This window comes from Pseudomonas sp. HY13-MNA-CIBAN-0226 (genome assembly GCF_040310305.1).
GTDB classification, from domain to species: Bacteria; Pseudomonadota; Gammaproteobacteria; order Pseudomonadales; family Pseudomonadaceae; genus Aquipseudomonas; species Aquipseudomonas gregormendelii.
On sequence record NZ_JBEOPS010000002.1, the window covers coordinates 20617 to 35028 of the forward strand.

13 protein-coding genes and 1 pseudogene are annotated in these 14412 nt (G+C 59.8%); 7 read left to right on the forward strand and 7 right to left on the reverse strand.

All coding sequences use genetic code 11. The features are described 5' to 3' along the window. The first annotated feature begins 151 nt into the window (after positions 1-151). The 3 genes from AAEZ05_RS02250 (at position 152) to AAEZ05_RS02260 (ending at position 3380) form a co-directional block, all read left to right on the forward strand. On the forward strand, positions 152-1462 hold the full coding sequence (locus tag AAEZ05_RS02250) for a sensor histidine kinase (protein WP_350646502.1): 1311 nt from the start codon (positions 152-154) through the stop codon (positions 1460-1462). A gap of 88 nt (positions 1463-1550) precedes the next feature. Beyond that, positions 1551-2993 carry an ATPase domain-containing protein gene (locus AAEZ05_RS02255; RefSeq protein ID WP_045059064.1) on the forward strand — a complete coding sequence of 481 codons (1443 nt, stop codon included), beginning with the start codon at positions 1551-1553 and terminating at the stop codon, positions 2991-2993. Between the two features lie 24 nt (positions 2994-3017). Then, a complete protein-coding gene (locus AAEZ05_RS02260; RefSeq protein WP_045059053.1) occupies positions 3018-3380 on the forward strand; it encodes a response regulator in 363 nt (120 codons plus the stop codon). 43 nt (positions 3381-3423) lie between these two features. On the opposite strand, the gene AAEZ05_RS02265 is transcribed toward AAEZ05_RS02260, so the two are convergent. The 3 genes from AAEZ05_RS02265 to AAEZ05_RS02275 form a co-directional block, all read right to left on the reverse strand. Continuing rightward, complete coding sequence (locus AAEZ05_RS02265; protein WP_350601140.1) at positions 3424-3723, reverse strand: hypothetical protein; 300 nt, start codon at positions 3721-3723, stop codon at positions 3424-3426. A 96-nt stretch (positions 3724-3819) separates the two neighbouring features. After that, a complete protein-coding gene (locus AAEZ05_RS02270; RefSeq protein WP_045059054.1) occupies positions 3820-4761 on the reverse strand; it encodes an EamA family transporter in 942 nt (313 codons plus the stop codon). Between the two features lie 199 nt (positions 4762-4960). Next, positions 4961-5854, reverse strand: coding sequence for a LysR family transcriptional regulator (locus AAEZ05_RS02275; protein WP_045059055.1), 894 nt, complete (start codon positions 5852-5854; stop codon positions 4961-4963). 241 nt (positions 5855-6095) lie between these two features. Here AAEZ05_RS02275 and AAEZ05_RS02280 point away from each other — a divergent pair, with 241 nt between their 5' ends. Both AAEZ05_RS02280 and AAEZ05_RS02285 read left to right on the forward strand, forming a co-directional pair. Then, on the forward strand, positions 6096-7307 hold the full coding sequence (locus AAEZ05_RS02280; protein ID WP_350646503.1) for an MFS transporter: 1212 nt from the start codon (positions 6096-6098) through the stop codon (positions 7305-7307). A 105-nt stretch (positions 7308-7412) separates the two neighbouring features. Further along, positions 7413-9272 carry an ABC transporter ATP-binding protein gene (locus AAEZ05_RS02285; protein WP_350601138.1) on the forward strand — a complete coding sequence of 620 codons (1860 nt, stop codon included), beginning with the start codon at positions 7413-7415 and terminating at the stop codon, positions 9270-9272. A 20-nt stretch (positions 9273-9292) separates the two neighbouring features. Here the strand turns inward: AAEZ05_RS02285 and AAEZ05_RS02290 are convergent. Beyond that, positions 9293-9679: pseudogene (locus AAEZ05_RS02290) on the reverse strand (helix-turn-helix domain-containing protein); the annotation flags it as partial. A 296-nt stretch (positions 9680-9975) separates the two neighbouring features. Here AAEZ05_RS02290 and AAEZ05_RS02295 point away from each other — a divergent pair. After that, complete coding sequence (locus tag AAEZ05_RS02295; protein WP_045059058.1) at positions 9976-10287, forward strand: cupin domain-containing protein; 312 nt, start codon at positions 9976-9978, stop codon at positions 10285-10287. A 210-nt stretch (positions 10288-10497) separates the two neighbouring features. Then, the gene (locus tag AAEZ05_RS02300) at positions 10498-10899 is read left to right on the forward strand and encodes a DUF2790 domain-containing protein (protein WP_350646505.1); all 402 of its coding nucleotides are present in this window, start codon (positions 10498-10500) and stop codon (positions 10897-10899) included. A 44-nt stretch (positions 10900-10943) separates the two neighbouring features. On the opposite strand, the gene AAEZ05_RS02305 is transcribed toward AAEZ05_RS02300, so the two are convergent. The 3 genes from AAEZ05_RS02305 to AAEZ05_RS02315 form a co-directional block, all read right to left on the reverse strand. Next, complete coding sequence (locus AAEZ05_RS02305; RefSeq protein WP_045057886.1) at positions 10944-11876, reverse strand: LysR family transcriptional regulator; 933 nt, start codon at positions 11874-11876, stop codon at positions 10944-10946. 72 nt (positions 11877-11948) lie between these two features. Further along, positions 11949-12899: an aldo/keto reductase gene (locus tag AAEZ05_RS02310; RefSeq protein ID WP_350646506.1), complete on the reverse strand. Its 951-nt coding sequence runs from the start codon at positions 12897-12899 to the stop codon at positions 11949-11951. 15 nt (positions 12900-12914) lie between these two features. Then, positions 12915-14402 carry an efflux transporter outer membrane subunit gene (locus AAEZ05_RS02315; protein ID WP_350646507.1) on the reverse strand — a complete coding sequence of 496 codons (1488 nt, stop codon included), beginning with the start codon at positions 14400-14402 and terminating at the stop codon, positions 12915-12917. Positions 14403-14412: the final 10 nt, after the last annotated feature.

Genomic DNA, 14412 nt, shown 5'->3' on the forward strand with positions numbered 1-14412 from the left:
TTTGAAACCTTTTGCCGTGGATTGCAATCCATCGCCCATAGGGGAGCAATTTTGCGCTCGCCGTCAGGTGGGCAAAAAGCAAAGGTTGGCTTTACACAAGACGACGTTGCCCGGTGCACGAAGGGCAGTCTCACAACGAGCCGGACTCAACATGCCAACTAATCACTTACCAGGCGCCGGCGCTGGCTTCCTGGCCTACGACACCCATCGGCTCGCCCTTATAGAGATAGGCGAGCGGATTCGCGACCTGGATGACACGCCCGCGTTAGCCTATGCGGCAGCGGAAATACTCGGGCGCACATTGCAGGTCAGCCGGGTCGGCTACGGCACCATCGACCCGGTGGCCGAGACCATCACGATTGAGCGCGACTGGAACGCGCCGGGGATTGAAACCCTGGCTGGCGTCTTGAGTTTTCGCGAATACGGCAGCTACATCGAAGACCTGAAAAAGAGCGAGACCGTGGTGGTGCGCGATGTCGGCGAGGACCCGCGAACTCGTGACAGTGCCCAGCAGCTCAAGGCGATCAGCGCCCAGTCGTTTATCAATATGCCCATCACCGAGAAAGGCCGGCCGGTGGCGCTGCTCTACCTCAACCATTGCGAGGTTCGCGACTGGTCGGATGATGAGCTGGCGCTGATTCGCGAAGTCGCCGAACGCACGCGCATGGCAACCGAACGCTGCCGTGCCCGGGATGATCTGCGCGATTTGGCCGCGTCCCTTGAGCATCAGGTGCAGGTGCGCATGGAGCAATTGCGTCAGTCGCAGAAGATGGAGGCCGTGGGGCGCTTGACCGGACGCTTTGCCCATGACTTCAACAACCTGTTGACCGTTATCCGGTCCTCCTGTGACTTGCTCAAGCGCCCTGGCAGTTCCGAGGAACGCCGTCTGCGCCTGGTCGAAGCGATTTCCGAGGCCGTGGAAAGAGGCAGCAGCCTCACCGGTCAGTTGCTGTCATTTGCGCGCCGCCAGGCGCTCAATCCGTCGGCGCTGGATGTGAACGCCAGTGTCACGGCCATCGCCGACGCCATTACGTTGCAGGTTGGGCCGGGCATCAACGTAGTCATCGATTTGCCTGAACAATTCTGTGCGATTCTCGCTGATCCAGGCCAGTTCGAAGTGGCGCTGCTCAACCTGGCCAACAACGCCATTGAAGCCATGCACGGCCAGGGTGAAATGGTCATCAGCGTGACCGCAGCCGAGCGTATTCCGGCTACCCGGGGTGACCCTGCCATCGACGGCAACTTCATTGCCATCGCTGTCAGCGACAACGGCTCGGGCATTGCGCCGTTTTGTCTCGAAAGGATTTTCGAACCTTTTTTCACGACCAAGACCGTTGGCCAGGGCACCGGCCTGGGCTTGAGCCAGGTGTTCGGGTTTGCCAAGCAGTCTGGTGGCGAGATACGCGTGGACAGTTGCCTGGGCCAGGGCAGTGCCTTCACCCTGTATTTACCTTGTGCGTAAGCGAGCGAGTGGATAGCCCGAATCGGAAAATGGCGTTAGCATCGTAGACCTTCGGCCGATGGCCTGTAGTTCAGATCAGGGTTTCATTGTGGAAAAGCTAAAACGCCTTCAAAGCGGAATCGAGGGGCTTGATGCTCTGCTCAAGGGTGGGCTTGTCGCGGGTTCGTCCTACATCATTCAAGGACGCCCGGGCTCTGGTAAAACCATCCTCGCCAACCAGCTCGGGTTTCATCATGCGCGCAATGGCGGCCGGGTCCTGGTCGCCACGTTGCTGGCCGAATCCCATGATCGCCTGTTTCAGTTTCTCTCGACCCTGAGCTTCTTCGAGCCGGCCCGAGTCGGCGCCGAGATTCAGTTTGTCAGCGCTTTCGACACCCTGGAAAACGAAGGCCTGGACGAAGTGGTCAAACTGCTGCGGCGTGAAATCAGCCGACAGAAGGCCACGGTGCTGGTGGTCGACGGCTTGCTCAATGCGCGCTCCAAGGCCGACTCACCCATCGACACGAAAAAATTCATCTCCGAGCTGCAAGGCCACGCCGCCTTCGCTGGTTGCACCGTGCTGTTCCTCACCAGCTCCCGGCTGGATGACGGCAGCCCCGAGCACACCATGGTCGATGGCGTCATTGAGATCGGTGAAGAGCTGTTCGGCACCCGTTCCGTGCGGCGCATCCAGATGCGCAAGACCCGGGGCAGCGGCGCGCTTACCGGCCTGCACGAATGCGAAATCACCGATGACGGCCTGGTCGTCTATCCACGTTTGGAAAGCCTCTACAGCCATCCGTCCATGCCCGACAGCGCAGACCTGACGCGCATCCCCAGCGGCATTGGTGCGCTTGACGGTCTGATCGGCGGCGGGTTGCACAGTTCCTCCGTGACCTTGGTGATGGGCCCTTCGGGGGTCGGCAAAACCACCCTGGGCCTCAAGTTTCTTGCTGAATCGACGGTGGACGCCCCCGGCCTGCATTTCGGTTTTTACGAAAGTCCGCAACGGCTGCGGCTCAAGGGCCAGTCGTTGGGGATCGACATCAAGGGCATGGAAGAAAGTGGCGCGCTCAGCATTGCCTGGCAGCCCACCACCGAGGGCTTGATCGACAGCCTGGGTGCACGCCTGCTGAGCATCGTCGAGCAGAAGGGCATCAAGCGCGTGTTTATCGATAGCCTCAGTGGTCTGGCACGGGTGTCGACCACGCCGGCGCGGATCACTGATTTCTACAGCGCCCTGATGAGCGAACTGCGCGCCCGGGGCGTGACGGTATTCGCCTCGTGGGAGATGCGTGACCTGTTCGGTTCCGAGGTCAGTGCGCCGACGCCGGACCTGTCGAGCATCGTCGATAACCTGATGCTGATGCGTTTCTTCGAGACCCAGTCTGAACTTCGACGACTGCTTTCGATTCTCAAGGTACGAGACAGCGGCTATGACCCCTCGCTTCTTGAAGTGGTTATCCATGAACACGGCGTCGAACTGAAAAAGGCCTCACGACATGCAACGGCAGTCCCCAATGATTCTGCGTTGCCCGGTTCAATTTCCTAAGTCTGTGAGTCGGGTTGAATTGACATGACCACCATCCTGGTCGTCGACGACGAGTACTTGATCGCTGATATCCTCGGCTACGCGCTGGAGGATGAGGGGTTCATGGTAGTAAAGGCCAGCAATGGCCAAAAAGGGCTTGAGGTGCTGGAGCGCGAGCGTCCTTCGCTGGTCATTACCGACTTCATGATGCCGGTGATGGACGGCCTCGAATTTGCCAAGGCGGTTCGGGCACTGCCGGTGGCCAGTCAATTGCCGATCATCCTGATCAGCGGTGCCCAGGCCCACATCGGCATGCAGCGCTCGGACCTGTTCGATGCGGTGCTGGAAAAGCCGTTCAATATTGACCTGGTGATCGCCAAGGCGCGGGAGCTGCTGGCGTTGAGCTGACCGGCCTGGCAAAACCTGCCGCCACCCCCAACTCCCTGATGCATCAATTCCGGCACTCCGACAAGACCACCTTGCAGGTCCTGGGCGTGCCGCCTGATCGTCCGGCATAACGAGCGCAGTTATTCAGCGACTTCTGCCGGGCGATGCTCAGGGTAGCCCCCCACGCCAGGCCGCCTTCGCCGGCCGTGGGCAAGGCCTTGGCATAGCAACTTGAACCGACGTTCGAAGCCGCGTAGCGAGCCGTGGTGGTTCCGCCGGAACAACCGGCAGTCAGCGCCAGGTTAATGGCGAGCAGGGAGGGTATGACCCAGGTTGAGCAGGGATGCGCTGTTTTGGCGGTCATTCCCATGTCCCCTGTAGCGACGTGATGGTGACCTGTTTAGCGTAGTCGGTTTATTTTCTACGCAATATTGAGTTTTCATTCCTGTAATGACGATGCCTACTTTGGCGCGCCGGTCATGCGATAAGTCAGCAAAACGATGCCGGTGACCACAATCACCCCTCCCAGCACCTGCCCCGCGCTGAGCATTTGATCCAGCACAATCCAGCCCATCAGCAGCGTTGCCAACGGCTCGATGTTCATGACCGGCGCATTGCGTGGCATGTTCAGTCGAGGCACTGAAATGAACAGCACGATAAAACCGGTGCCATAAAGCACCACCAGAGTGGCGAGGGCCAGCCATCCGGTCGAGGTTGCGGGCAGGTTCAGTCCGCCTGGCAGGGCGCCGGTCAGGCCCGCCAGATTGACGCTGCTGAAGACGATAAAAATGGTCAACAGACTGCGCACCGAACCACGTACCTGCGCCAATTTGTGGTCGGTGATCCACAACGCGCAGGCGAATACGCTGGCGGCGCAGAACGCGAGTGCGACGCCCAGGAGCCATTCCGGGCTGACGTCGCTGGTGGTCGAAAGGCGCCCGGGGACGTCGAGCACAAACACCAGCCCCACCAGAATCAAACCCATCAACATAGCGGTGCGCGCGGTTGGTCGCGGGCCGCCCATTGCCCATGTAAGCAACGCCAGCAGGATGGGGAACACGTTTGCCACCAGCAGCGCCAGTGCCACCGGCACCCGCGCGACAGCCGAGTACAGGCACAGGCTCTGCGCGGTAATCAGGAGGCCCAACAGCAATTGCCAGCGCCAGGCACCTGCCGGCAGACGCAGACTCTGTTTTTGCCACAGCACCAGGATGGCGAGTACCAGCAAGGTCCCGCCAGAACGCAGCAAAATCGCCAGCAACACACCCGCGCCATCATCGAAAGCGACCCGTGCCGCCACATGGTTGCCGGCGAACGCACAGCCCATGCACAACAGAATGATCACGGCGAGATGGCGGGGGAAAGGCGCCGGTAGGGTTTGGGCAAGGGCAGGGCGGGGCATGGCAGATCTCGAAGGGTGACAGGCCAACTCGGGATGGCTCGTGGGTTTTTGTTATGTTGTCGTACAACTGCTTCGATTTGTACCGTATTCAGCCAGGCCGGGCAAGAGAGTTTTTGAGCGATGAAGGCTTTAGGATTGAGCTAAGTTGAATTTTTCTAGTGCTTTGGCAAAGCTGTAGAGGTCGTATGACTTCGTTAGGTCAGCTTCTGTACCTCAACGCTTCCACCAATGCAGAAAACGCTGCAGACGTCTGGCGTCTGTTGGGATAGTACAAATGGTAGCCCTGGAACTCAGGGCACCAGTCGGCCAGGACCTCCTGGAGTCGGCCGTCGGCCAGGTACGGTGCAACCAGTTCTTCGGGTACGTAGGCCAAGCCAATGCCATCGGCGGCTGCGTTGAGTACATGCATGATGCTGTTGAACACCAGTTGGCCGTCGACCTTGACCGTAAAAGCCTTGCCATTGTTTTCGAATTCCCAGGCGTAGATCGCCCCGGATGGTCGGTGGCGGATGTTCACGCATTTATGTCTGGTCAACTCATGGGGGGTTGTGGGAGCCGGGTTGCGGGCGAAGTATTCTGGAGAACCCACCACGGCCAACCGCCAATCCGGGCCTATGCGAACGGCGATCATGTCTTTGCTGATCGATTCGCCCATTCGGATGCCGGCATCAAATCGCTCCTCGACCACGTTGGTGAAGCCATAGTCGACGTAGAACTCCAGCGTGATATCCGGGTAGCACGTCAGGAATTCTGCAAGCATCGGCCGCACGCACAATTCAATCTGATCGTCAGTACAGGAAATACGAATCGTGCCACTGGGCTTGTCCCGCAGCTCGCCCAGCGCTTCAAGCTCGGCGGTAATCTGGTCAAAGAGCGGGGCAATCGAGCGCATCAACCGTTCCCCCGCCTCCGTGGGCGCCACATTGCGTGTCGTACGGGCCAGCAGTCGTATCCCCAGTCTTTGTTCAAGTGCGCGGATCGTATGGCTTAGCGCAGAAGGCGAGACGCCCAGTTTGGCGGCGGCTTTCGTGAAGCTCTGATCTCGCGCTACTGCCAAAAAAGCCTGCAGGTCGTTGACTTTGGTGTTGGCCATTACTGAATTTTTCTCAAAACCGCATGAAGATTATGACTACTAATCAAGATATTCCCGATCAGTCAAGCTATGTCACCTACGGGCGATGGCTTGGATGGCCGGTGCGGGTCAGGTGCATCGGTATGACCGCGTGGACTTGATTCCCTGGACCCGGCTCAACGCCTTTTTTACCCGGCAGCTGACGGTGGTTGGCTAACCGGGCAGGGCTGCACCCCACAACGTTTGGATGAGAGGTTTTTGCATGACGGCTCAAGTATTCGACACCCCGGAAGGTGATGTCTCAGCCCGGCCTGGGACTGGCGAACAGCCGGCCTGCTGGAGTGGCATTTTTGCGATGACACTGTGCGTATTCGCGCTGATTGCCTCGGAATTCATGCCTGTCAGCTTGCTTACGCCGATTGCCTCGGACCTGCAAATCAGTGAAGGGCTGGCCGGTTACGGGATCGCCATATCCGGCGCTTTCGCGGTGCTGACCAGCCTTTCGATTTCCAGGCTGGCAGGCTCGCTGGACCGCAAGACGCTATTGCTGCTACTGACCGGGATGATGTGTATTTCGGGGCTGGTGGTGGGCCTGGCGCCAAACTATACGGTGTACATGATGGGGCGTGCGCTGATCGGCGTGGTGATCGGCGGGTTCTGGTCGATGTCGGCGGCAATGGCCATGCGCCTGGTGCCTTCCCATAGCGTGCCCAAGGCTCTGGCGATCTTCAACGGTGGCAATGCGTTGGCAACCGTAGTGGCCGCACCGCTGGGAAGCTATCTGGGCAGTGTCATCGGTTGGCGGGGCGCTTTTTTGTGCCTGATTCCGGTCGCGATCATCGCGTTGATCTGGCAATGGATCAGCCTGCCAGCCATGCCGGCGGCGCCGCGCAAAGCGGGTGCTGGCAATGTCTTTCGATTGTTCAAAAAGCCATTGGTCAGTTTCGGCATGTTGAGTGTGGGCCTGTTCTTCATGGGGCAATTTGTGTTGTTCACCTATCTGCGCCCGTTCCTGGAAAGTATCACGGGTGTAGATGTCTCCCTGTTGTCGATGATCCTGCTGGTCATCGGAGTGGCGGGTTTTGTCGGGACCCTTGTGATCGGCACATTCCTGAAAGCCGGAATGTACCGGGTACTGGTCTGCATTCCACTGTTGATGGCCGCCATTGCACTGTCCTTGATTGTCCTCGGCGACGGAGTCGTGGCAGCGTTTGTATTGCTGGGTCTGTGGGGCCTGATCGCAACGGCGGCACCGGTGGGGTGGTGGTCATGGCTGGCCAAGGCATTGCCCAGGGACGCGGAAGCCGGTGGCGGCCTGATGGTGGCCGTCATTCAGCTATTCATCGCGCTGGGCTCCACCCTCGGCGGGCTGCTGTTCGACGCAAGCGGCTATCGCCTGACATTTCTCGCCAGCGCCATCTTGCTGGTGCTGGCGGCAGTGTCGGCCTTTTTCACATCGCGAAAACAGCTTTGATGGAAGGTGGATTTGATCAAGGCAGGCTAATGTCCGCCGCTTGAAACCCTCAAGGCAACCGTTCAATGGCAGAATCTCCCGAACTTGATCTTTTTGGAGACCACCATGCTTCGTGGATTTGAACGAAGGCTCGACCCTTTTCCTCCCGACGAGGTACCACCGCCACCCGCGGGGCTGGCGCGGTTCCTGTGGGCATGCACACGGGGCGCGCGCGGTTATATTCTTGCGTTTGCGCTGCTGAGTGCCGGTGTGTCGATCTACGAAGCCTGGCTGTTTTCTTTCCTCGGCCAGGTCGTGGATCTGCTCTCGACCTGGAAAGCCGGCGGTGATGCCGCGGCCCAGGAAAGTCGCGTGCTGTGGGGCATGGGCATCGTAATGGTGACCAGTGTTGCACTGGTGGCGTTGCGCACCATGGTGCAGCACCAGATATTGGCGATCAACCTGCCGTTGCGGCTGCGTTGGGACTTCCACCGCCTGATGCTGCGGCAGAGCCTTTCGTTCTTTTCCGATGAGTTTTCCGGCCGGGTCACCACCAAGGTGATGCAGACTGCGCTGGCTGTGCGCGACGTGCTGTTCACCCTTATTGAGATCGTCCCGGGAATCGGCGTGTACTTCATCGCGATCATTGCGCTGGCCGGCGGCTTCGCACTGAAACTGATGCTGCCTTTCATTGCCTGGATCCTGCTGTTCGGGCTAGCCATGCTCTATTTCGTACCCCGTTTGGGCAAAGTCGGGCAGGAACAGGCGCACGCGCGCTCCTCGATGACCGGGCGTATCTCCGACGCCTATACCAACATCACGACGGTCAAGCTGTTCTCCCACTCCAATCGTGAAGCGCACTTCGCGCGTGCAGCCATGGAGGATTTCAAGCTGACCGGCTTTCGCCAGATGCGCCTCGTCAGCCAGTTCGAGATCGTCAACCAGGCATTGGTGGTGGCCTTGATCATGGCGGCCGGCGGCTATGCCCTGTGGCTATGGCACCAAGGCGAGGTCGGCGCCGGTGCCGTGGCGGCCATCACCGCCATGGCGTTGCGCATCAATGGCATGTCGCACTGGATCATGTGGCAAATGACCTCTCTGTTCGAGAGCATCGGCACCGTGCAGGACGGCATGTCCACACTGACCCACGGCCCCAAGGTGCAGGACGCGCCGGACGCAGGTGTGCTGGTGACTTCTGGCGGGGCGGTCACTTTCGACAACGTCAGCTTCAACTACAACGGCGAGCGCCAGGTGCTCGATGGCCTGAGCCTGAACATCCGCGCGGGCGAAAAAATCGGTCTGGTTGGCCGCTCCGGGGCAGGGAAGTCGACGCTTATCAACCTGCTGCTGCGCTTTTACGACGTCGACAAAGGAGAGATTTGCATCGACGGGCAAAACATCGCACACGTCACGCAAGACAGCTTGCGCAGCGCCATCGGGATGGTCACTCAGGATACTTCCCTGTTGCACCGTTCCATCCGCGACAATATCGCCTACGGCCGACCTGACGCGAGCGACGCGCAAATCCGCAGTGCTGCGGCCAGTGCGCAGGCCGATGAGTTCATCAGCCAACTGAGCGACCGACAAGGCCACACCGGCTACGACACCCTGGTAGGCGAGCGCGGCATCAAGCTTTCGGGCGGCCAGCGCCAGCGCGTCGCGATCGCCCGGGTGATGCTCAAGAACGCTCCGATCCTGCTGCTTGACGAGGCCACCAGTGCACTGGACTCGGAAGTCGAAGTGGCGATTCAGGAAAGCCTCGATGACATGATGCAAGGCAAGACCGTGATCGCAATCGCCCATCGGCTGTCCACGATCGCAGCCATGGATCGACTTATTGTCATGGATGACGGCCGTATCATCGAGCAGGGCACTCACAGCGAACTGCTCGCTAAGAACGGCATCTATGCGCGGCTGTGGCATCACCAGAGCGGCGGTTTTCTGGGGGAGGATCGAGGGGTGGCCGAGTTTATGGAGCAGGAGTGAGCGTGAAGTGTCCGGCGCGTTTATTCATGCGCCGTCTCCGCACCGGCCGCTGACGACAGTTCGTAAGCTTCTTTCATCCTCTGCCAGGTATGCGCGTCGGCGGGGATGAGGTGCTCGATGCGCAATGAGGCCACGGTGATATCGAGCGGCATGCCGAACGTTGTAAAGGTGGATAGGAATCGCAGTTCCCCTTTGTTGGTGCGCACTCGGGTCAGTATCAAGGGTGACGATGGTGTGTCCAGCGGGATGTCTGTCGGCCCTGCCAGGTGCTGCATAAGACGCGCCAAGTCGGGATTGCTGATGGCTTCCCTGGCGGCACGTTGCCACGCAATAGCCCGGATTTCCTGTGCGTTCACCAGACAGTCACCCAAGCCGCCGGGACGCAACAGGGTGTCGAGCAGGTTGAGACGTCGCCTCATGCCACCGCCGCCTTGTAGGAGCTGCCGAAGGCTCGGGCCGCGTTCGGCAGCTCCTACAGGGAATGTTGCAGCACAACATTCATCGAGCATCGCGAATGCGTGCGGAAAAGTTCGGTATCCCGTGTATGTCACCACCTGGGGCGATCCGAAATCGGAGGACAATAGATCCGGTTCCTTTTCCGATAACGTGCATCTCGCATTGGCCTTCTTTTTGGTTAGCAGTGGACGGTCAAAGGTTCTGATAGATTGGGACAAATTTGCTATCTGTTCGAGAAACACAATCCATGAGAGTTATTCGTAGCAAGGACTTCACCGCCAGTCGCGCCTGGGGCGCTGACGACATTGCTAACATGGGTGGAACCACCGTCCGCCTCCACTGGACCGACCAGCCGTACAAATGGCATGTGAATGATGGCGAGGAGGTATTCGCCGTCCTCGACGGCACGGTAGATATGCATTATCGCGAATCAGGCATCGAGCGCGTCGTGACATTGGTGGTGGGCGACGTGTTCTTCGCAGGGGTTGGATGTGAGCACGTTGCGCATCCTCGTGGAGAAGCGCGGATTCTGGTTGTCGAACGTGAGGGCAGCGTTTGAGCGACCTAAGCTTGCGCTCATCACTATCAGCGGCTCTGACAGATCATTCGGGATCGATAGCGTGCATTGGCGACAGGTCGCTCCTGGCAAAAAAGCTTCCGGTCATCAGAAGCTATTCTGAGCCAATTACTCCGTTCATGAAGACTCTCACGTAAGCCTCATGAAGGGATTCTTCAGCGGAACGTAAGAAACACGTAACCGGCCCTGGTCATGCAATCCTCGATTCATACAAACTCCGGCAATACTCTTTGTCCAACCCCCCCGTTTTTCTCCCACCCCGCGCCACCTAACATCGCCCCCAAGCCGCCAGCAATTACGCTTCGCGGCTTCCTCAACGAGGCGGTGAACATCATGACCTTCAAGAAAACAGCCCTGCTCATACTTTTCGGCACCTTCGGTGCACACGCCTATGCGGCGGACAACGCCGAGTCCAAAACCATCCCAATCGAGACCTACGACTACGCAACCAAACTGGACATCGAGCACGTCATCTCCATCAGCGAACCAGCCAACGAGTGTGCCCCGGTGCCGGTTCGGATGACTTATGAGGACTCTTACGGCGAGCGCCATGTTTTGCAGTATCAAGTGATGGGGACCGGCTGCTCAAGTTGAGTCCGGTGCTGGCGTTGGAGGGTCGACACTCCATGCCGCTACGCTCAGTTTCCTGGTCCGATGATGTGTTCATCCGATGCCAGTCGCTCTGGTATCGACTGCTTGAGAAATTCCACCCAGGTTTTGATTTTCGCATCGACGAACTTGCGCGACGGGTAGATCGCGAACAGGTTCAACTCTTCCATCCGATATTTCGGCAAGACCCGCACCAGCGTTCCCGCCCTCAAGCCGTCCACGGCCGATGCAATCGGTTGTATGCCAATTCCCATGCCTTTGTTGATCGCGATGGTCATGCCGTCAGCGGTGTTGATGTGCAAGGGCGACACCGGAATGTTGATGGTTTCCATGCCTTCGGGCCCTTCGAATGTCCAGTTTTCCTCCGGCATCACTGTGTTGACGATGCGCAGGCAATCGTGTTCGCCGAGTGTGGCGGGGGAGTCGGGGGTTCCGCGTTTTTTCAGGTAGGCCGGCGAGGCGCACAGCACGCTGTAGGTGGTACCCAGCCGTTGTGCAACGAAGCCGGAATCGGGCAGGTCGCGGGCCAGGACGATGGACATGTCGTAGCCTTCCTCGAGCAGGTCGGGGACGCGATTTATCAGGGTCAGGTCGAACATCACGGTGGGGTGGATCTCGCGGTATCTGGCGATGGCGTCGATCAAGTAATGGTTGCCGATAGCCGACATGGTGTGGATTTTCAGGCGGCCGACGGGAAGGGTTTGCGCGGTGCCAGCTTCGTCGTCGGCGTCGCGCACGTCGTCAATGATCTTTTCGCAACGTTTCAGGTAGCGCATGCCGGCCTCCGTGAGGGCCAGACGTCGAGTGGTTCGGTTGATCAGGCGCGTGTGCAGCCGGGTTTCGAGGGCGGTGATGGTTTTCGAGACGTTGGTCGTGGTGGTATCCAGCAATTGCGCAGCGGCGGTGAAGCTGCCGCTTTGGGCGACGCAGACGAAGAAGCGCATGCTCTGGAAGACGTCCATCGGGGTGCTCCCGCAAATTCACTGGAAAAATAGATAGATGGCCTCGCTCGGAGGCCGTCTATCTATCGTGTGTCACTTCTTGCGTGGAATAAACCCCGGCACCCCTGTCTCCACCACGGAGTTGAAACGAATCCGCGTGGTGATCTCGTCCTTGATCTCCCGCATGGCGCGCTGCGGCAGGGTGCTGATGTCGAAGTTCTCCTGAATGTGCCCTGGCGTCGCCGAAGTGGTGAGAAACGCGGTACCGCGCTGCACAGCCCAGGCAAGCAGCACTTGTGCCGGGGTCTTCTGCACGCGCTTGGCGATGCCGGTGATCACCGAGTCCTCCAGCACATTCGGCTGCATGCCATGGCCCAACGGGGCGAAGGCGAGGACGAGTATGCCGTGCTGTTTGCAGAACTCCAGCAGCTCCCATTCAGGCAAGTACGGGTGCGATTCGATCTGCACCACGGCCGGCTTGATCCGTGCGGCGGCGACGATTTCCTTGAGAGCGTCGAGGGTGATGTCCGAGAGGCCGATGGATTTGCAGCGACCCTCATCCACCAGGTTCTCCAGGGCGCGCCAGGTATCGATCAACTTGACCTCGCCGTCGTAAATCACATGCCCGTACACGTCGCGAGGGTCCTGGTCATCACCCGCCTGGAAAGCGAACGGCGTGTGAATCAGGTAGCAATCGATGTAGTCGACTTGCAAGCGCCGGCAGCTCGCTTCGAGTGCTGCTTCGACTCGCTCCGGACGGTGGTTGGTGTTCCACAGTTTAGTGGTGACGAACACGTCTTCGCGTCGGATCAGACCGGCGGCGAACACCTGCTGAAAGGCCACGCCGATCTGTTCTTCATTGCGATAGCGCTCGGCGCAGTCGAAGTGGCGAAAGCCCACTTCCAGGGCGCATTTGACCGCTTCGGTGGTGGTGCTCAGGTCGCGGAACAGCGTGCCGAATCCCACCGCCGGCATCGCGCCAGCGCCATTGTTCAGCGGTAAACGGGTGTCGCGTAGTGCATCGTGAAAGGCTTCGTAGGTCATGGCGTTTCTCCGTCGTTACAGCGGTTGTTGAGCGAGGGATTTCGCAGCGGCGTGGGCGGCGACTTGTTGCTTGAACACGCCAACCGAGTGGCCGCCGAGCGCGACGAACAGGTGCACGCTGTCGAGGTATCGCGCGGTCCGGGCCTGGATCTGGCCGAGCAGCGCCTGCTGGTAGGCGCGCTCGGCTTCGAGCACCTGCAGCACGCTGTTTTCTCCCTGCACGTAAGCTTGTTGGTTGAGCCGCAAACTGCTATCGGCGGCGCGCAAGGCGTCGTCCTGGACCTGGCTCCGCTCCGAGCCGTGGTTGATCGCCTGCAAGGTGTCCGCGACCTGACCGAACGACTGAATCAGCGTCTGTTGATAGCGGGCGAGTGCCGCGTTGTAGCCTTCGACGGCCGCCTGACGTTCAGCTTTGAGCGTGCCACCATTGAAGATCGGCGCGGTCAGCCCCGCGGCGAATCCCCACAGTGCGGCGCCCCCGTTGCCGGATGCCGCTTGCGCCAGCGAGGCGGACAGCTCGACATGCGGGTACAGATTGGCGGTGGCGACACCCACGGCGGCGCTGGCGATGTGCAGTTCCGACTCGGCTTGCAGCACATCCGGCCGGCTGTGGGCCATCTCCGACGGCAGACTGACCGGGATGCTCTGCGGCAAGTTGAAGTCATCGAGGCTGAAGTCGGGGGCAATCCAGTCCGCCGGACCTGCGCCGGCCAGAATCGACAACGCATGACGTGCGGCATCGCGCTGCTGGGCGAGGGGCGGCAGCAGGGTGCGATCCTGGGCGAGGCGGGTTTCGGCCAGCGATACGTCGATCTGGTTGGTGCTGCCGCTCTGATGGGCGCGGCGGATCAGGTCGAGATTCTTCGTGTCGTTGGCCAGCAGGGTTTCCACGGCCTGGATCTGCGCGTTGGCCGAGGCGAGCAGCAATGCCTGACTGGCGACGTCTCCGGTCAGCGTCAGGTACGCGGCTTCGTAGCGATGGGTTTGCAGAGTGGTCAGTGCTTGCTGCTGTTCGACCCGCCGTTTGTTGCCACCAAACGCATCCAGATCAAACGCGACTCGTGGACCGATTGCGTAGAAATTTTCCACCACGGGTTCCGGCCCGTTGTGCGTGCGTTGGCGTCCGGCCTGGCCGGCGAAATCCACTTGCGGATACAGCGCGCCTTCAGCGGCTGCCACCGAGGACGCGGCTTGGCGAATGGTGGCGTCGGCAGCGACCAGTTCGAGGTTGCCAGCGATGGCGCGACGCACCACTTGATCGAGCTTCGGCGAGTGAAACGCCGACCACCAGTCACCGTTGAGGCGTTGGCCCATGTCGAAGTGCTGAGCCCCCGGCGCGCCCTGTGTCTGCTCGGCCTGCTGGTCGTAGTGTTGCGATTGACTGACATCGGGTCGCTGAAAGTCCGGCCCGACAGTACAGGCCGACAACATGACCAGCGCCGCCAACAGGGTGATTTTCGTCGGCAACGATTGCCGCGAGATGAAGCGCGTAAAAGATTTCATGTTCCAGACT